Annotated in this window: 21 protein-coding genes; 6 read left to right on the top strand and 15 right to left on the bottom strand. The window is 44.3% G+C overall.

Going from position 1 to position 25,978, the window contains the following annotated elements; translation table 11 throughout:
- Positions 1 to 6 precede the first annotated feature (6 nt).
- The 3 genes from ACLGGO_RS10415 to rimO form a co-directional block, all read right to left on the bottom strand.
- Entirely contained in the window at positions 7 to 1,221 is a 1,215-nt protein-coding gene (locus tag ACLGGO_RS10415) for an RNA-guided endonuclease InsQ/TnpB family protein (RefSeq protein ID WP_446338389.1), read from the bottom strand.
- Positions 1,222 to 1,393: 172 nt separating this feature from the next.
- On the bottom strand, positions 1,394 to 2,788 hold the full coding sequence (locus tag ACLGGO_RS10410) for a DEAD/DEAH box helicase (protein WP_446338390.1): 1,395 nt from the start codon (positions 2,786 to 2,788) through the stop codon (positions 1,394 to 1,396).
- 115 nt (positions 2,789 to 2,903) lie between these two features.
- A complete protein-coding gene (gene rimO / locus ACLGGO_RS10405) occupies positions 2,904 to 4,241 on the bottom strand; it encodes a 30S ribosomal protein S12 methylthiotransferase RimO (protein WP_446338438.1) in 1,338 nt (445 codons plus the stop codon).
- A gap of 723 nt (positions 4,242 to 4,964) precedes the next feature.
- Here rimO and btpA point away from each other — a divergent pair.
- Together btpA and ACLGGO_RS10395 are read left to right on the top strand one after the other, a co-directional pair.
- Positions 4,965 to 5,813 carry a photosystem I biogenesis protein BtpA gene (gene btpA / locus ACLGGO_RS10400; protein ID WP_446338391.1) on the top strand — a complete coding sequence of 283 codons (849 nt, stop codon included), beginning with the start codon at positions 4,965 to 4,967 and terminating at the stop codon, positions 5,811 to 5,813.
- Between the two features lie 60 nt (positions 5,814 to 5,873).
- Positions 5,874 to 6,848 carry a vitamin K epoxide reductase family protein gene (locus ACLGGO_RS10395; protein WP_446338392.1) on the top strand — a complete coding sequence of 325 codons (975 nt, stop codon included), beginning with the start codon at positions 5,874 to 5,876 and terminating at the stop codon, positions 6,846 to 6,848.
- Positions 6,849 to 6,902: 54 nt separating this feature from the next.
- Here the strand turns inward: ACLGGO_RS10395 and ACLGGO_RS10390 are convergent, their stop codons facing one another.
- The gene (locus tag ACLGGO_RS10390) at positions 6,903 to 7,328 is read right to left on the bottom strand and encodes a DUF1824 family protein (RefSeq protein ID WP_446338393.1); all 426 of its coding nucleotides are present in this window, start codon (positions 7,326 to 7,328) and stop codon (positions 6,903 to 6,905) included.
- 293 nt (positions 7,329 to 7,621) lie between these two features.
- Between ACLGGO_RS10390 and ACLGGO_RS10385 the strand changes: the two genes are divergently transcribed.
- The 3 genes from ACLGGO_RS10385 (at position 7,622) to ACLGGO_RS10375 (ending at position 10,271) form a co-directional block, all read left to right on the top strand.
- Positions 7,622 to 7,816 carry a hypothetical protein gene (locus ACLGGO_RS10385; protein ID WP_446419251.1) on the top strand — a complete coding sequence of 65 codons (195 nt, stop codon included), beginning with the start codon at positions 7,622 to 7,624 and terminating at the stop codon, positions 7,814 to 7,816.
- Positions 7,817 to 7,913: 97 nt separating this feature from the next.
- Complete coding sequence (locus tag ACLGGO_RS10380; RefSeq protein WP_446419250.1) at positions 7,914 to 8,750, top strand: inositol monophosphatase family protein; 837 nt, start codon at positions 7,914 to 7,916, stop codon at positions 8,748 to 8,750.
- A 165-nt stretch (positions 8,751 to 8,915) separates the two neighbouring features.
- The gene (locus ACLGGO_RS10375) at positions 8,916 to 10,271 is read left to right on the top strand and encodes a D-alanyl-D-alanine carboxypeptidase (RefSeq protein ID WP_446419249.1); all 1,356 of its coding nucleotides are present in this window, start codon (positions 8,916 to 8,918) and stop codon (positions 10,269 to 10,271) included.
- 39 nt (positions 10,272 to 10,310) lie between these two features.
- On the opposite strand, the gene ACLGGO_RS10370 is transcribed toward ACLGGO_RS10375, so the two are convergent.
- Complete coding sequence (locus ACLGGO_RS10370) at positions 10,311 to 12,623, bottom strand: pentapeptide repeat-containing protein (protein ID WP_446419258.1); 2,313 nt, start codon at positions 12,621 to 12,623, stop codon at positions 10,311 to 10,313.
- A gap of 514 nt (positions 12,624 to 13,137) precedes the next feature.
- On the opposite strand from ACLGGO_RS10370, the gene ACLGGO_RS10365 reads away from it, so the two are divergent.
- Complete coding sequence (locus ACLGGO_RS10365) at positions 13,138 to 13,743, top strand: hypothetical protein (protein WP_446338440.1); 606 nt, start codon at positions 13,138 to 13,140, stop codon at positions 13,741 to 13,743.
- A gap of 91 nt (positions 13,744 to 13,834) precedes the next feature.
- Here the strand turns inward: ACLGGO_RS10365 and ACLGGO_RS10360 are convergent, their stop codons facing one another.
- The 10 genes from ACLGGO_RS10360 to ACLGGO_RS10315 form a co-directional block, all read right to left on the bottom strand.
- On the bottom strand, positions 13,835 to 15,961 hold the full coding sequence (locus ACLGGO_RS10360) for a pentapeptide repeat-containing protein (RefSeq protein WP_446419248.1): 2,127 nt from the start codon (positions 15,959 to 15,961) through the stop codon (positions 13,835 to 13,837).
- Positions 15,962 to 16,342: 381 nt separating this feature from the next.
- On the bottom strand, positions 16,343 to 16,990 hold the full coding sequence (locus ACLGGO_RS10355) for a GTP-binding protein (RefSeq protein ID WP_446338397.1): 648 nt from the start codon (positions 16,988 to 16,990) through the stop codon (positions 16,343 to 16,345).
- 659 nt (positions 16,991 to 17,649) lie between these two features.
- Complete coding sequence (locus ACLGGO_RS10350; RefSeq protein WP_446419247.1) at positions 17,650 to 19,644, bottom strand: tetratricopeptide repeat protein; 1,995 nt, start codon at positions 19,642 to 19,644, stop codon at positions 17,650 to 17,652.
- A gap of 258 nt (positions 19,645 to 19,902) precedes the next feature.
- Positions 19,903 to 20,445: a GTP-binding protein gene (locus ACLGGO_RS10345; protein WP_446419246.1), complete on the bottom strand. Its 543-nt coding sequence runs from the start codon at positions 20,443 to 20,445 to the stop codon at positions 19,903 to 19,905.
- Positions 20,446 to 20,584: 139 nt separating this feature from the next.
- Entirely contained in the window at positions 20,585 to 21,250 is a 666-nt protein-coding gene (locus ACLGGO_RS10340; RefSeq protein ID WP_446419245.1) for an MIP family channel protein, read from the bottom strand.
- A gap of 484 nt (positions 21,251 to 21,734) precedes the next feature.
- The gene (locus tag ACLGGO_RS10335) at positions 21,735 to 22,106 is read right to left on the bottom strand and encodes a roadblock/LC7 domain-containing protein (protein ID WP_446419244.1); all 372 of its coding nucleotides are present in this window, start codon (positions 22,104 to 22,106) and stop codon (positions 21,735 to 21,737) included.
- Positions 22,107 to 23,162: 1,056 nt separating this feature from the next.
- The gene (locus ACLGGO_RS10330; RefSeq protein WP_446419243.1) at positions 23,163 to 23,540 is read right to left on the bottom strand and encodes a hypothetical protein; all 378 of its coding nucleotides are present in this window, start codon (positions 23,538 to 23,540) and stop codon (positions 23,163 to 23,165) included.
- A gap of 607 nt (positions 23,541 to 24,147) precedes the next feature.
- A complete protein-coding gene (locus ACLGGO_RS10325) occupies positions 24,148 to 24,519 on the bottom strand; it encodes a roadblock/LC7 domain-containing protein (protein ID WP_446338400.1) in 372 nt (123 codons plus the stop codon).
- Positions 24,520 to 24,608: 89 nt separating this feature from the next.
- Complete coding sequence (locus ACLGGO_RS10320; protein WP_446419242.1) at positions 24,609 to 25,124, bottom strand: hypothetical protein; 516 nt, start codon at positions 25,122 to 25,124, stop codon at positions 24,609 to 24,611.
- A gap of 451 nt (positions 25,125 to 25,575) precedes the next feature.
- The gene (locus ACLGGO_RS10315; RefSeq protein WP_446419241.1) at positions 25,576 to 25,947 is read right to left on the bottom strand and encodes a roadblock/LC7 domain-containing protein; all 372 of its coding nucleotides are present in this window, start codon (positions 25,945 to 25,947) and stop codon (positions 25,576 to 25,578) included.
- Positions 25,948 to 25,978 lie beyond the last annotated feature (31 nt).

The raw sequence follows: 25,978 nt of genomic DNA, 5'->3' as shown, positions 1-25,978 counted from the left end.
TCAGCCCTATAAGGACGGAGATTCTTCTTTCATAGACCCGGCTTGCTTTGACAGGATTTCTCCAATCAAAGTAGAGGTCGAGTCTCCAGAAGCGTTCGGATTTAAAATCCAAGTTCCGACGTGACCCGCCGTACTTAAGGCTATTTTCAGAATATTGATGGCAGCATTCCAATTCCGATCCAAAATACATCCACATCGACAGATATGAGTTCTGGTAGATAAGGATTTTTTAACTACCGTACCGCAGTTGGAGCATTGCTCGGAAGTATAGGCAGGATTAACAGCGATGGTTATCTTACCAAACTTAACCCCAAAATACTCCAGCCATTTTCTGAACTGATACCAACCTGCATCATTGATCGATTTGGCTAAACAATGATTTCTAACTAAATTTTTAATCCTCAAATCTTCATAAGCGACCAAATCATTAGATTGGATTACGCAACGCGCCACTCTCTTGGCGTGTTCTTCACGCTGCCTACTTATTTTGAGGTGAAATCGCCCTAATCGATTAATGGCTTTCTTTCGGTTGGTAGAGCCTTTCTCTGTGCGCGAAATTCGTCTTTGAAGCAAGCTTAGACGTTTCTCGCCTTCTCGATAAAATTGGGGATTTGGCTCTTTGTGACCTAAAGAATCGGTATAGAACTCTTTGATTCCTACATCTAAACCAATGGCTTTTCCTGTCGGCTGACTTTCTACCTTATTCTCAGCGTTAACCAAAAATTGAACATAGTAGCCATCTGCACGACGGACTAACCTCACCCGTTTTATTTGATCAAGTTGATAGAAATTTAAGTCCCACGTTCCTTTGAGCTTAAGCTTGCCGATTCCCTTTTTGTCCGTGAAGGTTATTTGTTTTCGAGTCTCAGAAAGCTTCCAGCCGCTAGTTTTGTATTCAACTGAACGGCAGTTTTTCTTAAACTTTGGATAACCCTTTTTTCCGGGAACAGATTTTTTGCAGTTACTGTAGAATCTGGCAATTGACGAATACGCTCTGTCTACAGCCATTTGGCAAGCATGGCTATTTAAGTCTTTGACAAAGGAAAACTCAGCTCTTAGCGCCGTGTTGTAGCGATACAAGTCTTTTTGTCCAACGTCTCGGTTATCCATCCAGTAACGGATGCATTTGTTGCGGACAAATTGAGCGGTTTGAATCGCTTCATCGATGGCTGAGTATTGAGTTGTCTTTCTTCCTTTAGCCTTGAACTCAAAGACCAGCATTTGACGTGGAACAACTCGACCTCAAAATTATAACATAGAAAAAGTCGTCCTGGAAGGTGTTCCTGATCATGTTGAAGGACGAGGAGCCTGAACCCATTATTTCCGGTCATGACAAATGACCCGAAAAAAGCGTTCATCCCATGACCAAGAGGCGTGGGATGAACTTAATCAATTACCGAGAACGGTTTTGAGTTACCGATTCTTTGGATTTCTTATTACCACGCTTTATCACTTTCGGACGTTCGACCTTGTACTCAACCTCGACAGCAGCTAACTCCGGTTGCGTGTGGTCATAGACCATTTGCAACGCGGCGGCGGCGATCGCGTGGGGGTCGTATTCTTCGCTTAACTCCCGCACGATGGGCAGGAATGATGCCATACGTTCTCCGGCGAGTGCCTCTCGTAACTGATCTTGCAGTTTTTCCAAGCGCCGCGCTTCGATTTGCGATCGCGTGGGAATCCGAGACACTTGTAAGTTCTGCCGGACTTTTCGTTCAATTTGGTGCAGTTTGCGCCGTTCAAAGGGTTGAATCAAGGAAATCGCTATTCCTGTTTTACCCGCACGACCGGTACGACCAATCCGGTGAATATAACTTTCCACCTGATCGGGTAGATCGTAATTAATCACATGGGTAAGATGATCCACATCCAGACCCCGTGCGGCGATATCCGTTGCCACCACCCAGCGCACCTGACTCTGGCGGAATCGGTACAATAAGCGCTCTCGTTGGCTTTGGCTGAGGTCGCCATGATACTCATCAACACTATGACCGGCAGCTTGTAACTGACTGGTCAGTTCTGCTGCTGATCGCCGCGTCCGCACAAAAATTAATGCCGCTTCTGGGTCTTCAAGTGCCAGAATCGGCTGTAGGGCTTTAGCTTTTGAGCAGCCACGGGGGATCATATAAACCCGCTGCTCAATCCGTGCTGGGGTAGCTTTAGGTTGATCAACCGTTACCGTCACCGGAGATTTGAGGAAATTATTGATTAAATCCCGAATTGCCCCAGGCATTGTTGCCGAAAAACAGGCAGTTTGGCGTTCACTGGGGGCTTGCTTGAGGATTTTCTTCACATCATCGATAAAGCCCATGCTCAACATTTCATCGGCTTCATCTAATACCACCCATTTGACTTGATCTAATTTGAGATCTCCCCGATCTAACAAATCGATCACTCGTCCTGGCGTACCTACAACCATTTGTACACCGCGTTGCAACATGCGAATTTGGCGATCAATGGATTGCCCCCCATAGACGGTGAGGATACCGACACGACGAGTACCCGTGAAATCCCGAATGGCATCGGCGACTTGTTGCGCTAATTCCCGCGTCGGCGCAAGAATCAGGGCTTGTACACCTCGGACATGGGGATCTATTTGTTCTAAGATAGGCAGGGAAAAGGCAGCGGTTTTTCCGGTACCCGTTTGAGATTGAGCGACCACATCTCGCCCTGCCAACAGTTCCGGAATGGCTTGAGATTGAATCTCTGTTGGTGTATCAAAACCTAATGTTTCAAGTTGATGGATGCGTTCTTCAGATAAGCCCAGAGTATTGAATGAAAGGGTCATAATGCAAGCGTTTGTTGTGAGTTTTTATTGATGGTTAAGATCAGTGGTCAGTTATCAGGAGTCTAGGTTAGGGATTTAGCAATTGCCATTTTCCCTCACCCTTAATCGACTCAAGTCAAAGGACAACTGACAGTGGACTAGGGACTACAGAACCATAGAGGTCATAGATGCCAGCATCGGTGATTTCTACTTCCACGATGGTCCCCAAGGGGGCTTCGCCTTGGACGTAGACTAATCCATCGACCTCAGGGGCAAATCGAGCGGAGCGACCGATCCGTTCCCCGGTTGAGGGGTTCTCTTGCTCAATCAGAACGTCAACGATCTTGCCCACTTCACCTTGGTTTCGTTTCAACGCAATCGGCTGTTGAGCTGCCATCAGCGTCTGCCGACGCTCCTCCATGACGGCTTTGGGGACTGGATTGGGCAAGTTATAAGCTGGTGTACCCTCTTCCGGAGAAAAAGTAAACACACCAACATGGTCAAACTCATGATGCTGGACAAATTGCAGCAAATGGTTAAATTGCTGCTGTGTCTCACCAGGAAACCCTACGATAAAGGTTGTCCTCAGTACCGCATTCGGCAGGGCGGCTTTAATGCGATCAATAATTTGATCATTCACTCGCCCCTGCCAAGGACGGTTCATGGCACGCAGGATTTCTGGATGGGAATGCTGTAGGGGTAAATCCAAGTAAGGCAGAACATTAGGAGTCTCCTGAATTGCGGCAATTACTGGCTCAGTTAAACCTGTTGGGTAGGCATAGTGCATCCGAATCCAAGGGATGTCCACCTTACCCAATGCCCGTAATAGTTCAGCTAACTTGGGTTCTCCGTACAGATCTACGCCATAGTTGGTCGTGATTTGGGAAATGAGGATTAATTCCTGCACTCCTTGGGATGCCAATTGTTCAGCTTCTGCCACAATCGATTCTATTGTGCGCGATCGCTGGTTTCCCCTCAGATAGGGAATAATGCAGAAGGCGCACCGATAGTTACATCCTTCTGCTACCCGCAGGTAAGCGACTCCTTCTGAGGTTGTCCGATAGCGCGGCGTTGTTTCATCGGCAATATACGTGGGTTCGGCTGAGACGGCTTTGACCCGTTCTCCGGCTTCCACCCGTTCTATCACTTCGACGATGTTCTGATAATCTCCTGTTCCCACTACAGCTACCGCTTCCGGCAATTGCAGCAACAATTCCTCTTGGAAATGTTGTGCCATGCAGCCAGCAATAACAATTTTCTTATCGGCTTCAGCTAGCTCAACTAGGGTGCGAACGGATTCTTTCCGCGCTGCCTCTATGAAGCTACAGGTATTCACGATAACATATTCGGCTAAATCTTCGTTGCTATCGACTGGGTAGCCTGCTTTAACCAGCAGACCCAGGATATGCTCTGTATCAATACGATTTTTTTCACAGCCTAAATGAGAAATGGCAATGGTCGGCTTGTTGCCCATGCGGTTATTACTACAATCTGCACTAGAGGAGTAGAGTTGCGCTCTGTTATAAGCACTTGTATCCGTAAGCACCGAGCCGTGAACAGTTACCTGTCAACTCCCTGGAGAAAATCCATACAGAGTTCAGGTTGATTGAATCCTGCTCACATTTTTACCCAGCGTTACTGGATTGATAGGGGTATAGCCTTAGAGTTTACCCTTGCTCCACTAGTAGTAGTACGGATGTTCTTTGGATGCTCTAGTTTAACCCCGTTACTTATTTATATAAAATTTTATTAATATATGCAATACGCTCGGCTACTTTATCTAACTTGACGCTTGACTAGGGGAAGGGCGACTATTAGCGAGCGTCGGCTTACGTAACCCCATCTAACGGTGGCATCAATGACGCTACGACAAAAACAGCCTCTAATGAGGTCTTAAACTCTCTCCACGTCCGTTTTTAGTCTGGGAATGCCCTGCCGCGATTAACATTATGTATCGCTTCATAGCATCAAACAATACTTTCCTTTGTCTCCAGGTTGGATTAAAACCCGAGTCCCTTCGATCTTTCCTATTGCTGGTTCAGGCTCGGTTTAACACCTTTATCGGTGGTATATCGACAGCAAACTTAGGTGGGGGTTTCAACCACTACAATTATAGGACAAAAGCCATCCTTCTAGGACGGGGCTTAAATCCCATTATTTTTGGTCAAATTCTTGTGAACGGTTTTCAGGTAGATACGTGAACTTACAACAAATTTTCAAGACACCCAATCCAATTATTGGCGTTGTGCATCTGTTGCCCTTGCCGACTTCTCCCCGTTGGGGGGGGAGTTTAAAAGCGGTGATTGATCGAGCCGAACAAGAGGCGACAGCGCTGGCATCAGGGGGAGTCGATGGTGTGATCGTGGAGAACTTTTTTGATGCTCCCTTCACGAAAAACCAGGTTGATCCCGCCGTCGTCAGTGCGATGACCTTAATTGTCGGACGGCTGATGAATTTAGTAACCTTACCGCTGGGGATCAACGTTTTACGCAATGATGCCAAAAGCGCGATCGCGATCGCCAGTTGTGTCCGCGCCCAGTTTATCCGGGTCAATGTTCTCACCGGCGTCATGGCAACGGATCAAGGATTGATCGAAGGACAAGCTTATGAACTGTTGCGGTATCGCCGGGAACTCGGTAGTGATGTGAAAATTTTAGCCGATGTCTTGGTTAAGCATGGACGCCCCTTGGGATCACCGAATTTGACCACAGCCGTACAAGAAACCATTGAACGGGGTTTAGCCGATGGCGTCATCCTCTCCGGATGGGCAACAGGTAGTCCTCCGAGTCTAGAAGACTTAGAATTAGCCTCAGCCGCCGCCAATGGAACTCCTGTTTTTATCGGTAGTGGCGCCAACTGGGAAAATATTCCCACCTTAATGCAAGCCGCAGACGGTGTGATTGTCTCCAGTTCCCTGAAGCGACGGGGGCGTATTGAGCAACCCATTGACCCGATTCGCGTCAGTCAATTTGTGGAAGCGGCACGACGTAGTGTGAACCCTACAGCATCACCGCAACCCATGTCTTCGGTCAAGTTACATTCATAGTAGGAGTGAGTCGTAATTGTCTGGCTTACTTTTGAAATTCCTAGTGTTGATTGACAAATTATGAGACGCCGACGTTCTGCTCCCTGGATTCATCGCCAGTCCCGCCCAATCATTGGTGCGATCGCGATTCTTGGTGCTTTAGATACTGCTTATCTCACCCTAGTGGAAACAGGGGTATTTAAAGAAGCCGTATGTCCCACAGGCGATGTAATCAACTGTCAAGCTGTCTTAAGTAGTAGTTATGCTTGGCTTTTGGGCATACCGCTGAGCTTATTTGGCTTTTTAGCCTATACTGCGATCGCGGTATTTGCCTTTGCGCCCCAACTTGTTAAATCATCGGATAACAAAGATTTTCGCCGACAAGTAGACGATTGGAGTTGGCTGCTGATGTTTGCTGGCTCAACCGCAATGGTTGTTTTCAGCGGCTACCTCGTCTATCTCATGTCCTTTGTAATTAAGGCGTTTTGTATCTATTGCCTCGTATCCGCCTTCTGCTCAATCGCCTTATTCGTGCTGACGATAATTGGGCGTGAGTGGGAAGATGTGGGACAACTGTTTTTCACTGGCATTGTTGTCGGTATGGTAGCGTTGATTGGCACCTTGGGCGTTTATGGCATGAGTAGCCAATCGACAACGGCTGCTGGTGCAGACGGTGGCGTAATTCCCACGGTATCGGGTGCGCCTCAAGCTCCTTACGGCTGGAAAGTAACCACAACCTCTGGCGAAGCGGAAATAGAACTGGCTCGTCATCTGACAGCCGTGGGTGCTAAAGAATATGGTGCCTATACTTGTCCCCATTGCTTTGAGCAAAAGCAGTTGTTTGGCAAGGAAGCCTTTAGCCAAATCGATTATATCGAGTGCCATCCGGCTGGTGAAAATCCTCAGCCTCAAGTTTGCCAAGCAGCGGGAATACAAGGATATCCGACTTGGGAAATCAATGGTCAGTTGTACCCTGGGGTTCAGAGTTTGGAAGAACTGGCAGATTTAACCAACTACCAAGGAAAACGCGACTTTAAGTACCAATTGCCTCGCTGAGAACTGTAGAGACGTTGCCGGCAACGTCTCTACAAGGTTAATACAAATAAAGGATTAATCTGACGATTCAAATAAATCGAGGGGTAGATGACCATACATTTCATTAATACCCCCTTCAAAGGAAGATTGGCAGGATACTAAAACACCGCGATGCTCACCCGTATAGGAATCGATGTAACACAATCCTGAATTGCCGTTATATTTGATATAAACCGCTCCCTCAATCGGAGTCAGGTCAAGATTCGGTTGATATCCTAAAGCTTGAGTATAGGCTTTGAGCGCCGATAAACCCTGAGCCGCTGTATCCGCACAAATACCAAAGATTTGATAATCTGAATGCTCGGCAAGTAACGCTAAGGCTTGCCGCAGTTTCTCTTTTTCGGAATCTGAAACCACAGGTTGAACGGAGATGCAATTGAAGGGGTTGAGGAGTGCTTGAGCGTCTGAGATGGTGAGAGGGGTAGAGTTTTGGGTAGACATAATTCGCGATCGCTTGTGACCTGATCGATGATACCAAGTCGCTGGATGCCGGGAGTGACAAGCTCCTTCATGAACCCTACGCTATAGTACCCAGGGTGTAGGGTGTAGGGAACAATGGAATCCCTCTGTTGCTTCACTATGATAGTGATCACTCAATTTACGTAAAATAAATCACATTTTTTTGGCTTTATTATCACAAGTTGTCAGAGATATTGATCAAGATTTAGTAAAGATTTTTAGGTAAAAATAATATTTATACATAAAAAAACATCAAAAAAAATCTGACAAGATTCATGAATACCTGTCCCTGCTGCTCCCATCCCTTACTACGGCACATTAGCCACCATCGTCTCTACTGGTTCTGCTCGCACTGTAGGCAGGAAATGCCCAACCTCGATCCGACTTGTCGTCAACCTATCCAAGAACTAGAGCGCCTATTTAATCTGCCAACTGTTCCCAGTCAGACTAAGTTGATCAGTTGCCTGTAGTACATTTTTACTGAATTTATGCCCGTATGTGGAGGTAATATGGCGTATTACCGGGAAACATTAAGGGTGTAAATCTCCCCAGAGGAGTTCTGGAATTATGGATTATTTACCCTTATGTTCAGAAATTGCCAAAAATTTAGCGACTTTTTTAGACAAACTCCCCTACCAAAATCAGTCAATAATAGATAGCAAAGCCAAACATGAAATTAATCGCCAAGCTGGTGAAATTATCCGTTCTTGTTTAGCAGACTATCCCATCAACCTTTATCTCGCCGGAGAACACCCTAAGCGAAACCCTCACGCTGGCTACTCTATATTTGTCGATCCGATTGATGGAGCATCAAACTGGCTACGTCAAGTGGGCGATCCGTCTTTCGTTATTGCGATCGCGGCAAAATCATCCGACGTAACCTTAGGGGATCTAGACTTTGCGTATGTACAAGGATTACGTACCGGAGACTGCTACTATGGAACCCAGAACACTGCCTATTTCAGAAGCGCCCACACTCAAGACTATAGTAAAATTTACTGTCACTCTCAAGTTTCCCTAAACGACGCGATCGCATACTTACATCCAGGCTATCATCGTGCTAAAGAAGAATTGAGCGGTAGTTTCCCCTTGTGGTTATACTGTAGGGATATTCGCTCGATCGATAACTCAGCCATGGAGTTTTGTGAAATCGCCCGAGGCGCTGCTGATTTTCTGGTCGAATGTCGTCATGCTTCAGGAAATTATAATTTACTCGCCTATCCAATTTTAAAATCAGCCGGCGGTTATCTGGTTGATTTTCGCGGCACTTCTCTGGAGTCTCTTAGTCTGGAATCTGAATATATTGTTGATTATGTCGCCTGTGGTTCTGGCTATTTATTACGAGAGGTTCTCCAGGCTATTCAACGCTGGGAGCAAAACCACGAAAAAAGTTTAGTTTTTTAGCAAAAAGTCAAATTGCTTGAAGAGTCATTTGTCATTTGTCATGGGTTGTCTGACGAAAGTCGGGTGGATGAGTGCTGATGGTTATATAGACAAATCTTGTCCATAGGTGTAGTACAGGCTAAATTAGGAAACTATAATCGAGAACTCCTAATTTTTTTATATAAAATGCTCAAACCCCTTCCCTTGACGACTGTACTATCCCTGACTCTCGTAACCTTTACCGCCGGCTGTTCCCCTCAATCTAATCTCTCCCAACCCTCCGTCAACGAAATCGATAGTGTTTCAGTAGCTGAAAGTCCAGCAGAAGCAGAATTGGCGCAAAAACCAGCTATTCCCTCACTCGCTTCCCCGGATAATCCCGATCCGGCGATCCAAGGGCAAATTGAGCAATACATGAATAGTTTAGCCGCCAAAGGATTTGCCAAGGAAAATCATGGGATCTGGATACAAGCGGGGAATACTCTTCTAGCGAATTATCAAGGTACAGTCCCCTTACCTGCGGCTTCTATCACCAAAGTCGCCACCTCCCTCGCTGCTTTGCAAACCTTTGGTCCTGATCACCAGTTCATCACCCTGATTGGCGCAACAGGGGCGGTGGAAAACGGTGTCCTCCAGGGAGACTTAGTTATCGCAGGCGGAGAAGATCCATTCTTTGTTTGGGAAGAAGCGATCGCGTTGGGAAATCTCTTGAATCAGATGGGTATCCAGCAGGTGGCGGGTAATTTAATCATCACAGGCAAATTTTACATGAACTTTGAGTTTGACCCACTTAAATCAGGGACACTGCTCAAACAAGGGTTAAATGCTCAACTCTGGACTCCTGAAGCCCAAACCCAGTATCAAACCCTACCCCCAGATACTCCTAAACCTCAAGTTGCGATCGCGGGTTCAGTACAAGTTTCCCCCACCCCTCCCAGTAATGTCCAACCCCTGATCCGTCACTCGTCCTTTCCCCTGGCTGAACTGCTCAAAAAAATGAATCAATATAGCAATAATAAAATGGCAGAAATGATCGCCAACTCTGTGGGAGGGGCTAATGTTGTCGCTCAAAAAGCCGCCGCCGCCGCAGGCGTTCCTCAAGCGGAAATTACCTTAGTCAACGGTTCTGGATTAAGCGATCAAAATAAAATTTCTCCCCGTGCGGCTTCCGGTTTATTTCTAGCCATTGCTCGATACCTTCAACCCTATAACATGAGCCTTGGCGATATATTGGCGATTGTCGGACAAGATGAAGGCATTTTAAACGAACGTCCTCTTCCCCCATTCGCCATTGTTAAATCCGGAAGTTTAAATAGTGTCAGCGCTTTAGGGGGAGCTTTACCCACGCAGCAGCAGGAAATTATCTGGTTCTCTACGATGAATATGGGTTACAACCTTGAAGGATTTCGCGCCCAACAAGAAGCACTACTGCAAAATTTTATTAGCCAGTGGGGATCTGTTCAATCATTACCCGAAACCTTACAACCCAATCCCGAACGAACCAGTAAAACCTCTAGCAATGAAATACTCAACCAATTATGAGGAAACAGGGAATGGGAAACAATGACAAATGACGAATCACTAATTCTCAAATTGGTGAGGTAATAGGGAATGTGAATGTGGAGGAAGGGGATTTTTCCAGGGGTTGCGATCGCGGGGTGTGAGTTTACTGAACTCAACAGTAGCGCCAAGCTGTTCTAATTCTCCCTGCTGGGCTTGAGACAGTCCAGCATTTTGCTTAAATATTGCTCCCTCAACCTTCACACCACTTAGATTAGCATTGAAAAGATTCGCGCCCGTGAGATTGGCTTGTCTCAAATCCGCATTCGCCAAGTTGACATGACGCAGAAACGTATGACTCAAATCGGCTCCCCTGAGATTTACATGACTTAAATCAGCACGACTAAAATCAGCATGACTCAGATTTGCCCCTTCTAAATTGGCATGAGTAAGGATAGCATGACGCAATCGCACCTCCTTTAAAGTTGCTCCCCTTAACATCGCTTGATTCAGTTGAGCATTGTTGAGATTAGCTTGGCTCAAATCGGCTCTGATTAGACTGGCTCCGCTCAAATTCGCCTGTTCTAAAGTTACCCCCTTGAGATTCGCTCGATCCAATTGGCTGCGCTGTAAGTTTGCACCTGTTAAATTAGCCTGACTCAGATTCGCCTCACTCAAGTCAACCTCACTTAAATCCCCTTCCTGGAGGCTGGTTTGTCGTAAATCCGCACTCTTAAGATTGGAACCACACAGAATCGCCTGATTAAGATTCCCATGGCTGAGATTCGCGTGTTCAAGATTGGTATGTCGTAATTTCGCCCCGACCAAAGTGGCACGACGTAGATTAACTTTTTGCAAATTGGAGCGACTCAAATTAGCCTGATTAAGGTTTGCACCATTGAGATTAGCACTATTCAAATCTGTTGCTGTTAAATCAGCTCCCATAAGGATGGCACTACTTAAATTAGCGCTACTGAGTTTAGCCAGACTCAAATTCGCCTCACTCAGATCAGCACTGCTGAGATTCGCTTCCCGCAAATCGGCAGCACTTAAATCACTACTGCGAATGTCAGCCCCCTTGAGATCACTCCCGCGTAGATCAGCGCCTTTCAATTGGCAAAAAATACGGTAAGCTCCCAACTCAGAAACCTCTGATTCGCCCTCCTTAATTTTGACGACATCAAATTGCATATTCTCAGTATAAATAGCAAAGACAACATTAAAAATATCCAAAAAGTTGATAAACCACCGACATTCTGCTTCTGGATATCCTTCGTAATAACGAATCAGACTAGCAATGCAATTATCTAAATGAGTGCGGACATAATTACACAGTAAAATAACTTTGAGCAAGAGAATGACAATCGTCAGGGGACTGCCTTGGCTGGTTAGGGCAATAAAGAGCGGGGAGGGTTCCTGTCCATTTTCTGTGGTTAAAAATTCTAAGGTACGCCGACAAGTCCGCAGCAATAAATCCATGGTCGTCGTTTCCTCGTGATACGACTCATAGAGCGTCTCTAGTTTTTCGGTCAGCGTCCTTTTGAAAAAATCAATGGACTGCTGAGGACTCGTTGAAGACAGTAAATAGTTAAGAAATTTTTGCTTACAGTCCCAATAATTGAGCGTTTTACTCTGCTGAACAAACAAATCAGCCGCATAGGAATAATTATTAAGAAACTTGCGCGAAATGAGTTGCTTGAGTAGACGAATAATTCCATTGCCCAGTCGAGTTGGATTAGCTGGCGGTTTCTTTCTAAACGTTGGCGAATCACAATGTACTGTATACATTGCCAGTTCAAACTTGAACTTCTCTTTCAAACGTTTTGCCGTTTTTTTCGCTAACTCCCGCTGCTCAACTGGATTTTGAGAATCTAAATATTGCGGCAATATTAAGTAATAGGCATAACGATGACTCCACCCTCGACGCTCTGTATGGCTTAAGGTAAAGACTTTAAGTTCTTGATAGTCTGGACTCTCAATGAAATTGGCAATCCATGTTCTCAGACGATTCAGGTTTGGAGCTACAGTAGATTTGAGTGGGTGAGCATCGGCAAGGGTTTGAATCAACTCCTCTATAGAGTCTGACCGCCGACTGGCTGACCAATTGTTAATCAAGATATAGCAAGACCGCTTAAGCGTATTTCTAAATTCTTGCTCATCCTTTTGCTCAAGTAGCTCATAAATTGAGCCAGCGACGTCTGGATTGGGTTGACACTCACCGGAGAAAAATAACTGCTTAAATTCATGCAAAACGGTTTCTGGAGGAGAACTCTCCACTCGATCGAGCAAGAATTGATAAATAACCTCCTGAGCTTGCTGAATCCGTTGCTGCTGTGATTCTACATCAGCTAAAGAATCGAATGGCTGATTATCTGGTATGATGCGCCCCTCCATAATAGACAAAACCTGAGTTAACTAATCCTGGTAATTATCTGCCCTTACTACCTATAGCTTAACCTTTTCCGGAAATATTCCTTATCGAAAATATATATTCTACCCAAAATTAGTAGCATCTGGGGGAATGGGGAATGGGGAATGGGGATTGAGGGGGATATACAGCAGATTTGGTGGTTGATGAGGTACAGTCTTCTAAGCAAGATCCCCGACTTCTTGAAAAAGTCGGGGATAAGTCTTGTGTACCTCACTTACACGCCATCGCGCTGTAAAATGAAAGTGGTCGTCATAACAGTCAATCTATACCGCATTTTGAGCTTAAGTTGACACCCATGAAGGCTTGCGCCCTCACCCCTGTACCTTATCCATTTGAGAAACGCTAAGTAGTCGGACAAAAGAAAACGGTACTGTATTTAGTTTTGTAAATTACCCTCAAACCCTTACTGTTCCCTGTTCCCCGTTAAGAGTTCCCTAATCTCAACCGTTAACTTTAATTGTGTCCACCCACTTATATATGCCCTATAGTCAATTCAAAACTATCGCTCAAGCTAAAGCTGCTTTCCAACTGACTGTCATTGAAGGCAGTCGCTTTTTGCCTGAAATTTCTCCAGTTGCCCCTTCGCCAACTCTCTCAGATTACTTACAGGAAACGTTACCGATTGTGGCTACTTCTGGTAGTGAAAAAGCCCGTTCGGAGGGTATTATCTATCCAGTATTAATCGATGTCAGGAAAGCTCTTAATCGCCAAGTGAGTGTCTTCTCCGGTGAGGAATTTAATGTTGACGAGTCGGTCGGTCTTAATGGCTTGTGCGATTTCCTGTTGACTCGTTCAAAAGAAGTCTTAGAGATTGAAGCACCAGCGGTGATTGTTGTGGAAGCTAAAAAGACTGACCTCAAATTGGGCTTTGGGCAGTGTATTGCCGAAATGGTTGCGGCTCAACGCTTCAATGAGGGACAAGGACAACCTATTTCGACGATTTACGGCAGTATCAGCAATGGCAATCAGTGGCAATTTCTCAAGCTGGAAGGTATGACTCTATTCATCGATTTGGCAGTCTATCCCTTGCCGCCAGTTGAGGATATTCTTGGTAATCTTGTCTGGATGGCTCAAGCCCATTAAGCTGAAGTTACCCCCATACAGATGTACTCCACCCAGGCTAAAGTCTTATATCGTAATTGTTTGAGCGCTCAAGGGTAAGCTTTTGACTTATTCACCCAATAATTGCTCCTTGTTGTTTAAGTTCTTGCTTCATTGGATCAGAGAGTCCAGAATTATTTCCAAATCGAGTCCCCTTAACCTTCACACCAGTGAGATTCGCATTGAACAGGTTGGCACCCCTAAGATTGGCATGGCTGAGATTTGCCCCAGTTAGATTAACGTGACGTAGCAAAGCTTGCCTCATATCACTTCTACTGAGATTACTATTGCTCAAATCTGTGCGGGTTAAGTCCGTTTTCTGAAGATTTGCGTGACACAAACTGGCATAACTCAGGTCAGCTCGATCTAAGTTAGCACCGCTTAAGTCAGCGTGGTGTAGCTGAGTCCAATTGAGTTGAGCGCCTCTAAGATTGGCATTTCTGAGATCCACACCATTGAGATGAGCTTTACTGAGATCGGCATTGCTCAGATTAGCATAGCGAAGATTAGCATTCACTAGATTCGAGGAATTCAAACTAGCATTACTTAAATCAGCACTGCTAAGATCGACTTGCTGGAGATTAGCACGGCGCAGTTTAGCACTTTTTAATATGGCACGGCATAAATTTGCTTTTTGCAGGTCGGCACAACGTAGATTAGCTTGACTGAGATTCGCACCGCTCAAATTGGCATTCTGAAGTATGGCACCGCTTAACTCCGTGCGCTCCAGCATGGCACCGCTTAAGTTTGTCTGATTGAGTTTGGCAAGACTCAAGTCGGCTTTGCTCAAATCAGCCCCCGCCAGATCTACCTCCCGTAAATCTGCTGCTCTGAGATCCATATACCGGATATCTGTCCCTCTCAAATCAGCACTCCGCAGATCTGTTCCTTTCAACTGAGAAAAGAGGCGATAGTCATCAAGATCCAACACATAAGCATCTTGCTCATCGTCATTAGCATTGAGTTTAACAATGTTATATTGAATGTCTTCGGTACAAATAGCAAAAACAATATTGAAAACTTCCAGAAAATTAATTAGCCACTGACAATCTTTTTCGGCAGAGTTTTCGTAATATCGAATTAATTGGGCAATACAAACATCAAGATGGGTCTGAGCATATTTACAAATTAGGATAATTTTGAGCAGGATCACGACTATGGTTAAAGGGTTGCCCCGATTAGTGAGTAAAATAAATAGGATTGAAGGTTCTTGACCATCTTCAGTCGTCAGTAACTCAATAATTCGCCGACATGTTCGCAGGAGCAATTCAAAACTCAGTGGTTTGGTATGATGATTTTCATAAAGACTATCTAATTTAGAAAATAAATATTTATCGAGTATTTCTGAATAAGCTTTGACATTAACTAAGAATAATAAATATTGTTTAAATTCCCCTTTAAATTCTTGGTAGCTTTGAGTTTGAGCCTGTTGATTCAAATAATTAGCATAACTCCGGCAATTGACTAATATCTGCCGAGAGCTAAGTTTTTTAATGAGTTGAATAACGTGCTCACCTAAACGAGTCGGATTTGTAATTTTTTTTTCAGAATTGAAATGAGAAGAATCACAACGAGCTGTATACATTGCTAGCTCGAATTTAAAATCTTTTCTCAGCCGCCTAGACAGATTTTTGGCGGTTTCTCGCTGTTCAATTGGATTGCGGGAGTCAAGATATTGAGGAACTAATAAATAAGACGTATATCGATGACTCCAGTGCCTTTTTTCTTGTGCCTCAGCAATATAGGGAGCAGAAAATAACTTTAGTTCTTGATAATCGTGGCTATCAACAAAATTAGCGATATATCCTTTTAACCGACTCAGATAAGGGGAGAGATTGATCGGCTTAACCGGAAGCTCGCCAACTAATTGAATTAGATTTTCAATGAACTCATAACTTCGCTTTGATGACCAATTATTAATTAGAATATAACAAGAACGTTTTAAGGTATTTCTAAACTCTTGATCATTTTTGCTCTCAATAATTTGTTTAAGTGCTGCTGTCAGATGAGGCTCACTCTGATTTTCCAGAAATAATTTGCGGAACTCTTGTAATACAGTTTCTGGGGGATTGTGATGAACAATTTTGATCAGAAATTGATAAATAACTTCTTGAGCCGACTGAACACTCAAGTCGGTCTCAGAAATGTCCTCCCCTGATAAATTGAACTGTTCGCCCTCTGGTAAGATGCGCCCCGTCATAATCCCCAAAATTTATTGACACAAGTCTACTCTTCATCATACCTTAGTCCAACTCCCTGGGAAGTCATCAAAAAGCGGCTATGCCTTCCACCTCCTTGGCTGGGGTAGTAGGAATAGCCGTTTTATGCGGGAGCATGTCTGTCCGTTGGGTTGAGGTAGGTAGGCTTAACCTTCTTGAAGAGTAACCCAACTCCCTTGGGAAAGCCGGTTGGGTTTCACTTGCTTCGGAACCCAACCTACTTGAGAGTTATCTGCCTTCACGCTCCATGCTCCTATTTTGTACCTTCTTCGTCATTGATGGTTCAAAGTCCATAAACGATGTAGCTGGCTTAGAGGAGAAGGAGTACTATTAACGATGCACGAAACCCTAGGCGTCAAATCTTATAGTCCTGATGAAAACTGTTGCTTGGGCCACTGATAGTTCGTTCTCGACTTGAGTGGTTCAGCTTGACGAGTGGCTGCGACATTTTCCAGGCTGGCTTTTTCTTTGCCCTTACTACTTTGCAACAACTGGTGAGCCATTAACACCATTATGGCTTCAAAAACTGACGTTTTTTCATTGGGATTTATAGCGACCATCGGGGGTCTGCTTTTGTCGTTCATAAAGCCGAGAGCAAAGGCAATATGCTCCTGCCCTAATGCCCCCGGTAAATCCATACAAGTCAAACCAATAATCATCGGGATTTTGACTCTGCTGTTCATAAACGAGAGAATTTCGCGAGCATCATTAAAAGAGCTGGAACGATTGGCTGCTACTAGTAAAATATAGGCATGAGCGCGACGAATCAATAAGTCCCACATAAAATCAAAGCGAGATTGACCAGGAGTCCCATAGATTTGTAGCTCCATATTTCGACCTAAAGTGCGCGTACCGAAATCAAAAGCAACGGTTGTTCGTTTCTTCATTAATGAAGTGCTATCAGTCGCATTGCGTTCCGTATCAATTACTGTTGTTTGGCTAAATGTCCGCACGAAGGTTGACTTACCAGCACCCACTGTTCCTGTGACGACAAGACGTATTGTTTCCATTATATTTTTCTCCGCAGTATTTCACCTAAATTTATGAATGTCAGATCAGTTAAGCGGGTCAGCTATCTACAGCACACCATAAAAATCCAAAATTTTGCTATACCCAAAATTAACTAGCTAACTTTTATTTTTGTCGAACAACTCATACAGAAATAGACCATTATTTCAGCTATAGCTGCTTAAGGAGTCGTAGAACTGTTCTGCTACCTCTAGTGCAATTTATTTTCCCCAATCAGTCAGAAATTTTAACAGGAATTTATCTGTCTCATTGAAACTAATCAGATCTGGCATTTTGGGCAAAAATTCACAAGGATTCAGGCTCATATTTTTCTCTGGTCTGGATTTTAGATGAAACCACCAAGTAGAGTCTTCTATAGTTTTAGCAATTTTTTCCGACTATTGTCTGCTTGTTTTATAAGAAAACCATTAAGTTTTCAATAGAGTCAGGGATTGGTTTTAATTGTCTCGGAATAATTATAAGCAATAATCCCAACCTCACTGAAAAATAAATGATAAGGTTAATGTTCTTCAATATTTTTCCATAATTTGCCCTAAAATCCGGAACATCTAGCAATTTTATGATTCCATTTTTGTATAGTTTTATAACGTTAATCCTTGAACTTGTGTAACTATGGAAATCAGCAAATCACTCGGATATTTCACCCAGTCAGAATAATCATGGACACAATCAAACTAATTATGAGGAAAAATGCGCCTCCCCAATAAAGAATGAGACGCTTCAGCCCCAGGGTTTGAGGGGGAGACGAGGTTTCAACGCTTTGTCCTTTGAGCGACTGTAACCATTCAGCGACTCGTTGAAACTTGGGCAAGTTTGGGTGGAGTTTAGTCAGCGAGTCTTGCCACAACAGAATAGCTTGTGCTGGTTGATGATCTTGAGCATAGAAAATACCCATATTGGCTAACGTCTGACCTTCTCGGTAGCGATCGCCTAATTCCTGGAACATGGACAGACTCTGCTGATAGCAATCCCTTGCGTTCTGGTGCTGCTGCTGCTGAAAGTACACATTACCCAGGTTACTCAACGTCTTCGCCGCCCCAGGGCGATCGCTCAACTCGTTGAAAATGCCCAGACTCTGCTGATAACATTGGTTTGCCTTCTCCCATTGACTGGCTAAAGAATACACATTCCCCAAATTAATCAGCGTCTGCGCCTCTTTGTCGCGATCGCCTAATTCGCGGCTGGCTTCCAAAGCCAATCCATGGGTTCGTTCCCAGTCCCCCCAATACCCATGGGTGTTAAAAAAGTTAACCAAATTCTGAGCCAGCGACACAACCACATCCCAAGCCTCAGCTTGATGCGCCCACTCAACCGAGGCTACTATATTCGGTCGCTCGATTTCAAACCAGTATAAAGCCGCCAAAAGCCAATGACGCTCGGTAGGGGCTTGCTCTTTACCCTTAACCAAAGATTGAACAAACTGGCGACGAGTCTCTGGATTAATCGCCAAATCAAAAATCTCAGCCCTCTCCAGATACCAGCGACTCAGCCGCAATCGAGCCGCTTGTCTGACATCGGCGGGTTCCTGCTGCGCCAATTGCCCTCGGGCAAACCGACGCACCACATCATGGAAACGGTAACGCCCTGGACTTTCTGGGGTCAAAAGCTGCCATGCTACCAAAGTATCAAAGGATTTTTGCGCGATCGCAGATTCCACCTCTAACAACCTTACCGCCACTTCCGCTGTAAAATTGACACCCACTAAAAGTCCCAATAAGCGGAACAAACGAGCCGATGCTTCATCCAGTGACTGATAACTGAGGATAAGGCTAGGGCGCATCGACAAATCATTCAGGTGCATCTGTGCCAGCCGCTGTCGTTCATGCTCAAGCTTGCTTGCATAATCAGCCAATTGCGAGTTAGGGAATTGGCGCAAGAAACCCCCTGTAATCCGCACTGCCAACGGTAGATAATCGCACTGAGCCAGAATCTGTTGAGTCGCGTCTGGTTCAGCCGCCATCACCTGTGCACCAATGAAATTTTCCAGAAGCGATCGCGCTTCGGGTTCACTCATCACAGGCAACTCCACAATTGTCGCCTCTTCTAACCCATTAATCTGGCGGCGAGTCGTAATTAACACTGCACAAGTGGAACATTGCGGCAGCAAAGGACGAATTTGAAACTCGTCGCGGGCGTTGTCAAGGATAATTAATACCCGTTTCCCTGCCATTAGGGAATCATACAGTTGAGAACGCTCACTCAGACTTTGAGGGATTGACCGATCCTCCACACCCAAAACCCGCACAAACCCGGCGAGTACGTCTAAAGCGTCGAGAGGTTGCCCCTCACTCCCGCGCAGATTGACATAAAGCTGAGCATCGGGAAACTCCGGTTGTAACTGATAAGCCGCTTGCACAGCTAAAGCAGATTTGCCCACACCAGCGACACCCGTAACGAGTGCGATCGCCGCCTGGAATTTTTGACCCGATGTTGCCTGTCTTAGTACCCTAGTTATACCTTCGAGCTCCCCTTGGCGACCGATAAAATCAGCCAATGGCAGCGGTAACTCATAGATCGAAGTCGGTTGAGTCAACGTTTGCTGATAAATTCGTTTCGCTTGACTGGGTTCAACCGTCACCGCATCTTGCACTAAACCATGAAAGTGCAGTTCATACCTTGATTTATTTCCACTCATCGATTGCTCCAATGGTTTATCACCTTGCCGATCATCATCACCTCAGCCTAGTCACCCTAACCTAAGCTGGGAATGGGTTTGGTCTTACGGGTAATACAGACTGACAACCACCTGTTGTCACCTATCGTATCCTCAATTTTTACTCTGAAAAAATATAGATATTCCCTTAAATCTATCCTGACTCAATTTTTTATAAAACGCCAGATATAAGCGTTACATTACTTAAACTGGCTTGACTTTATCTCCCATTAAATAAATTTAGGTTACGTCAACCTTCCTAAGTATAAGAGATTTAATCATCATTAGAGTTTCAATCACTGAGGTTTTATTCATCGGATTAACGGTCACAACATTTTGGGATTTTTCTTCATCGAGATAACCCAATTCTCTGATAATTTCTCCGACAGACTTAGCGTTTAGACAATCGGTATGAGTTAGACCGATGAGCATGGGAATTTGCACCCGCTGGTGCATATAAGAGAGAATCTCTTGAGCCGATGAAAAATCCTCCGGACGGTGGGCTGCCACTAATAGAATATAAGCATCAGCTCTTTGAATTAACAAATCCCACATAAAATTAAAGCGAGATTGACCAGGAGTACCGTAGATATGCAGTTCCATTTCAGGACTGAGAATAAGACGACTAAAGTCTAAGGCTACGGTCGTGTGTGCTTTCAAAAAGGACGTAGCATCAGTCGCTAAGCGTTCGGTTTCGATCATGCCAGTATCACTAGCAGTTTGCACAAATGTCGATTTACCCGAACTAACTGGACCGGCGACAATGACCCGTAAAAACTTCATTGGCTTTACTCCAAAAAACACAGCGCAATTCATTCAATGGTTCGGTGGCTTGTCTAATAACGTGTATTTAGACTTGTGGAGGAGCGACCTGTTGAGATTAATGAATACTCAGGTCGCCCGACACTAGAGTTGACAAGTTTTAAGATTTTGCCAACGTTAATTCGTAGAGTAAAGCCGCCGCAGCACCTCCTAATAAAGGACCTACCCAATACACCCAAATATTACTGAGTCCTCCGCCTAATAAAGCCGGTCCCAAGTGTCGTGCTGGGTTCATCGCCCCCCCACTGATCGGACCTCCGGCAAGAATATCTAGAGCTACGGTTAACCCAATAAATAACCCCCCAATTTGGGGAGCGCGTGGGTCAATGGCTGTGCCGAAGATGACGAAAACTAAGAAAAACGTCAGAAAAAACTCCATCGCCACTCCACCAATAGGACTGACTCCCGCTCCCAAAGCTGGCGTACCCATACTGACTGCGCTGAGAACCTGACTGGGAATACTTACTTTGATCAGGCTAGCGGCAAAAATCGCGCCTAAACACTGACACAGAACATATCCACCTGCATTCATGGGATCAATTTTGCCGGTTAACCATGCTCCGAATGTCACAGCGGGATTGAGATGTCCACCACTAACGGCGGCTGTGGCGGTAACCATGACCGCGATTGTTAATCCATGCGCTAGAGCAATACCCGTTAGTCCGGCGGCTCCTTCGGTGATATGGTTCGCCGCGATCGCACCGACTCCAATGAAGACTAAGGCAAACGTACCGATAAATTCTGCGATGAACGCTTTCCCTTTCATAGCTTTAATTTCTCTCTCCTACAGTACATCGTGTTAGTTGGCTGATCAACGTCTGCTTGATTTGACAATACCAACAAGAACGTATCAAATTGCAGATATTTTGTGATTGATGTCCCTGTACTGGAGATGCAAAACCTCGATTGTTTTCTAAACTGAATCGCTGAACCGATGTTCAAGTCAGGTTAAAACCCATCCTGTCAAGCTTGAAACTGGATTGATACACGAGTTGAGTAAAATTGAAAGAAAAACGAATACCCTCCCAATTTTTGATAGTTCAAGAGAGAGACGCTGATTAATCGCGTCTCCAACCGTCTCCAACCTGAAAATAGTTGTGAGAATTTACCTAGAAAATTACTGTAATTTTTATCAAACCCCACGGGTTTAGTTCATGGACGAACTCATGCTATATCTTAGCTCCAGATTGGGGGATAATAAATTACAATTTCTTCTAGATTGTCCAACTTACTAAGTTGATGACTTGAAACTACCTCATCGCTACTTTCAAGTCATCAACTATACGCTGAATCTCTAACTGTAAGACACCCTGTTTCGCTTCTTTTCCGGCTAGGACGATTAAAACAGCATCTTTGCCACAATTCGTCAAAATGCTAAACCCTTCGCCACTGGCAACACTGATTTGATCCATGCCACCTTTAGCCAGTTCAGCTCCAACCTTCTCGCCCAGAGACAGCATAGTCGCTGACATGGCAGACACCCGAATATCATCAATGCCACCGGGTAAGCTGGACGCGAGTGGTAAACCATCTGGAGTAACCACTGCAGCCCCCTCAACATCGGAAACTTTAGAGACAAAGTTGTGCAGGATACGAATCATTTTGTCAGAATCAATCGGCATTATTTTACTCCTAATACATTTTCAGAGATTTAGATTTGGCAGATAGATGGTCGTTGACTTGTGAAACAAACTGAAAATGTTTATTTCAATTAAGCTTTCTATCTAAATAATATTAAATCCGGAACTTTTCTATAGAAAACCAAAAGATTATTAATAGTTTGTTAACAATGTAAAAGTAAGCATTAGACTATGATTGACACTTAAAAAAGCGTCAAAAAACATGCTTAATGCTTTGGTTAAATACAAAAAAAAGTGATCTTAGATTTTAAAAGCTTTCCCTACAAAAGAATGAGTTGAAAAACTCCCATTTAGAATTACTTTTTCGATTGATTAATTCACCTCAACTCAATTGCTAGTTTCATAAGCAAGCTAGGGTAGTTTTTGCAGAGAGAGTCGTTTAGTAGTATCCACCCTAAAAAAATTGATGGAGGCTAGACTCAGCTAAAGTTAGTGATTAGATAGTACAAGCTGGCATAAAGAAAGCCTCAAATACGCTTAACTTAGTCATGACAAAAGACTTGTGACGTTTGTCATGGCGTGCAGGGGAACATCTCTAGGGATGTTTTATTTCCGCGTAGCGGTACTAGTTAAGGGATCTGGAAGAGAAAAACTCTTTGATCCATAAGCGGGTCGTTTATGTTTGCCAATTTGCACTCGCTAACAAATTTTCTTGCCTGAGAAGTTGGAAATTGCAATACATGCGTATTACACGTTTTACGTTATCTAAACCCTAGTCCGATTTCTGGATAATTGTCAACACAGTTAAGTATTTTTTTTTAACTTAAAGCCAGAAAATTTTTTTCGTTATCATTGACATTCTGTACCTTTGATAGATGCTACTGTGACGTATTGACACAAATGTGCGTCCCTGAAGGGGCAGGTAAGCTACTTGAGGTGTAGGCAGGGTGTGGGGTGTAGGACAAATGACAAATGACAAATGACAAATGACTTTCCCCATGAAAAAACCCGGTCAAAGCCGGGCCACACTACCATTTGATCGAAAAGTTACGCTGTTATCAAGCTATGTTTACAAATTCTTGCACACCAAGTTGATTGCTACTTTGTAACTTCACAGGTAAGTGGGCAAGCTGCAAAGATTGACTTATGCAGAATATTCTGTTCACCATGTAACCAGCTCAACCAACGGACTTCCTTCGGGTTGACGCCCTTAAAGGTTAATACGGCGGCTCCGAATAAAATCCCGAAAACATTCGCACCAATCAAACCAACGGCGACAAGCAAAACGGCACTAATCGGCAAAAGCGATTGCAAGGAAATCGCCATGATTGCTCCGAGCGCCACCATTAAGACAATCAGCGGAAACCCTGCCACTAAGAGACATACGGTTAGAGTAAATGTCCAAATTAAGAAGCCTTTGACCTTTTCGTTGAGTGAATAAGCCTTTGTTATGTTGTCACGGGTTGTCATTTCCATGGATGTTCCTCCTATCGGGGGTAAAAAATGGTCTTTATGTAACAAACCTTTAATCAATTTCTGCTACTTAGGAAATTACGAAGGTGAAATCCAGTATAGTGAATTTCTCCGGAGAAATGAGCTTTTTTTCAAAAAAATTTACAATCAAGGGAGACCATTTATGGATCGCTAAGACGGTCTGACTCATAATATAGGTCAAGCCTCGACTCAAGATCGTCTATCTATAGATAGAAGTCTTGGGCTGTTTAGCCTCATAAATCTGGCAACGGTATGCCCTCGACTCCCCCATATTTTTTCGCCACGATGACCAATCCCCACTAAATGGATTTTGTTAACATTTCTTATGGTTTTGTACCATAGTTCTCATAATTCTCTGGCAACTCGAAACTCAAAACTAAGCTGCCCAGCACCTAAAGGGCGGGTAGCTGATTGCACAATCCCCCTCGGACTATGCATCAAAAGTCCTTGTGTAGCCTCTTTCGTCGCCAGAACCAGAAAGACGGTATCTTCACCACTGTTTTAAGCTTGCCAAGCTAGTAGGGTGGGCAATGCCCACCCTACATAGGGCTTGCTGCACAAGTGAAGAAACCCTTACCCCTCAAGGTGATTACGCCAGAACCATCCGCAATTCACCAACAGTGCGCTTGATTTCCAGCATCAAAAGTCCTTGTTTAGCCTCTTTCGTCGCCAGAACTAGAAAGACAGTATCTTCACCACAACTGGTCAAGACACTAAAGCCCTTTTCACCCTCGACATAGATCCGATCAATTGTACCGCGAACTAATTCACGACCAATCCGTTCACCTAAAGAAAGCATCGCCGCTGACATCGCAGAAACTCGTTCGTCATCCATACCACTGGGTAAAGTCGTCGCCAGAGGTAAACCATCGGGGGTGACAACCGCAGCCCCTTCAACATCAGAGGTGGCTGAAGCAAAGTTTTTGATGATCATTCCTAGTTTTTCGGCGTTAATCGCCATTTGGATACTCCTTGTTTAATTTCCAACAGTCTTTGCAGTAATAGATACTGCAAGCTGAGATTTCTCCTGTTCCCCCGACGCTGTTACTCTTAGAGTTCAGCACGAACATTCCTGTTGATTTCACCCATAATGGTGTACTCGAACAGATCACAGCTACCCCCTTGTAAGAGTGATTCAATTTGAGTTCCCTGCAAACGCTGATTCAGAAAGGCTTCGAGAAACCCTTGAACCGCCCCCATGGTGAAAGAAGCGACCCGAGTTGAGCCTTGAAGTTCACCGAAGGAGTCAAAGGTTTCGCGAGTATAGACTTTGTAGACATCGCCCTCTTGGATAATCTTGTCAATGACGCACAAACGAGTTCCCTCTTTGCCCAAGGCTAGCTGGGCTTTTTCGGTAATTTCTTCCATGGAGACGGAGGCATCCTTGTCTACCAAATTGAGTTTTTTGGCTAGCTCTTTACCCCGTTGGCGACCTGCAGAAAGCATCGCGATCGCAGCGGCTCTTTCACCCAGCGCATCCTCGATACCGCTAACGATTGCCTTCATTTCTCCAATATTGCCAAAGTCTCCCAGTTCTTGACGTGGATCTTTCGCTGAATCTGTCATATTAATTTCCTCATTTGATGTTCAAGTCTTGTTGTAATCAAGAGTTCAACTGTTCAGACAAAAATATGTTTCAACAGCAAAATCTTGGCAGGGTACTGGAAAAATAGTCCCTGTTTTTGTTATAGCCGATAATTACCGAAATTACCGAATAGTCTATACTTTCTTAATTAAGCGGGCAGAGAATTAGTTTGACTAAAAAATTGAATTAATAACTAAAATTATTACCTCAAAAAAATAAATGCAAACGAAACAATAAAACCGGGTTATATACTGCAAAAAAATGGTAAAATATATTATTTTTTTGATTGAAATTCTCTGATAATACAGTCAGAATAAATTAATTTTAGCGATAGTTTGTTTAATTGATCATCTCAACATGGGTAGGGTGGGCAATGCCCACCCTACATAGGGCTTGCTGCACAAGTGAAGAAACCCTTACCTATCAAGGTGATTACGACAGAACCATTTGTAATTGACCAACGGTGCGCTTGATTTCCAGCATCAAAAGTCCTTGCTTCGCCGCTTTCGTCGCCAGAACTAGAAAGACGGTATCTTCACCACAACTGGTTAAGATACTCAAACCCTTATCACCCTCAACATAAATACGGTCAATTACGCCGCGAACTAATTCTTTACCAATCCGTTCACCTAAAGAAAGCATCGCCGCTGACATCGCAGAAACTCGTTCGTCATCCATACCACTGGGTAAAGTTGTCGCCAGAGGTAAACCATCGGGGGTGACAACCGCAGCTCCTTCAACATCAGAGGTGGCTGAAGCAAAGTCTTTGATGATCATTCCTAGTTTTTCAGCATTAATAGCCATTGTGATACTCCTTGTCCAATTTCAAACAGTT

The organism is Coleofasciculus sp., assembly GCF_046565525.1.
GTDB lineage: Bacteria > Cyanobacteriota > Cyanobacteriia > Cyanobacteriales > Coleofasciculaceae > Coleofasciculus.
This window is presented reverse-complemented; position numbering and strand designations above follow the sequence as displayed.

What these genes read in the sequence shown, in the direction of transcription:
- ACLGGO_RS10415 (WP_446338389.1), bottom strand. Translation starts at nt 1,221, where the DNA reads ATGCTGGTCTTTGAGTTCAAGGCTAAAGGAAGAAAGACAACTCAATAC.
- ACLGGO_RS10410 (WP_446338390.1), bottom strand. Translation starts at nt 2,788, where the DNA reads ATGACCCTTTCATTCAATACTCTGGGCTTATCTGAAGAACGCATCCAT.
- rimO (WP_446338438.1), bottom strand. Translation starts at nt 4,241, where the DNA reads ATGGGCAACAAGCCGACCATTGCCATTTCTCATTTAGGCTGTGAAAAA.
- ACLGGO_RS10395 (WP_446338392.1), top strand. Translation starts at nt 5,874, where the DNA reads ATGAGACGCCGACGTTCTGCTCCCTGGATTCATCGCCAGTCCCGCCCA.
- ACLGGO_RS10390 (WP_446338393.1), bottom strand. Translation starts at nt 7,328, where the DNA reads ATGTCTACCCAAAACTCTACCCCTCTCACCATCTCAGACGCTCAAGCA.
- ACLGGO_RS10385 (WP_446419251.1), top strand. Translation starts at nt 7,622, where the DNA reads ATGAATACCTGTCCCTGCTGCTCCCATCCCTTACTACGGCACATTAGC.
- ACLGGO_RS10380 (WP_446419250.1), top strand. Translation starts at nt 7,914, where the DNA reads ATGGATTATTTACCCTTATGTTCAGAAATTGCCAAAAATTTAGCGACT.
- ACLGGO_RS10375 (WP_446419249.1), top strand. Translation starts at nt 8,916, where the DNA reads ATGCTCAAACCCCTTCCCTTGACGACTGTACTATCCCTGACTCTCGTA.
- ACLGGO_RS10370 (WP_446419258.1), bottom strand. Translation starts at nt 12,623, where the DNA reads ATGGAGGGGCGCATCATACCAGATAATCAGCCATTCGATTCTTTAGCT.
- ACLGGO_RS10365 (WP_446338440.1), top strand. Translation starts at nt 13,138, where the DNA reads ATGCCCTATAGTCAATTCAAAACTATCGCTCAAGCTAAAGCTGCTTTC.
- ACLGGO_RS10360 (WP_446419248.1), bottom strand. Translation starts at nt 15,961, where the DNA reads ATGACGGGGCGCATCTTACCAGAGGGCGAACAGTTCAATTTATCAGGG.
- ACLGGO_RS10355 (WP_446338397.1), bottom strand. Translation starts at nt 16,990, where the DNA reads ATGGAAACAATACGTCTTGTCGTCACAGGAACAGTGGGTGCTGGTAAG.
- ACLGGO_RS10350 (WP_446419247.1), bottom strand. Translation starts at nt 19,644, where the DNA reads ATGAGTGGAAATAAATCAAGGTATGAACTGCACTTTCATGGTTTAGTG.
- ACLGGO_RS10345 (WP_446419246.1), bottom strand. Translation starts at nt 20,445, where the DNA reads ATGAAGTTTTTACGGGTCATTGTCGCCGGTCCAGTTAGTTCGGGTAAA.
- ACLGGO_RS10340 (WP_446419245.1), bottom strand. Translation starts at nt 21,250, where the DNA reads ATGAAAGGGAAAGCGTTCATCGCAGAATTTATCGGTACGTTTGCCTTA.
- ACLGGO_RS10335 (WP_446419244.1), bottom strand. Translation starts at nt 22,106, where the DNA reads ATGCCGATTGATTCTGACAAAATGATTCGTATCCTGCACAACTTTGTC.
- ACLGGO_RS10330 (WP_446419243.1), bottom strand. Translation starts at nt 23,540, where the DNA reads ATGGAAATGACAACCCGTGACAACATAACAAAGGCTTATTCACTCAAC.
- ACLGGO_RS10325 (WP_446338400.1), bottom strand. Translation starts at nt 24,519, where the DNA reads ATGGCGATTAACGCCGAAAAACTAGGAATGATCATCAAAAACTTTGCT.
- ACLGGO_RS10320 (WP_446419242.1), bottom strand. Translation starts at nt 25,124, where the DNA reads ATGACAGATTCAGCGAAAGATCCACGTCAAGAACTGGGAGACTTTGGC.
- ACLGGO_RS10315 (WP_446419241.1), bottom strand. Translation starts at nt 25,947, where the DNA reads ATGGCTATTAATGCTGAAAAACTAGGAATGATCATCAAAGACTTTGCT.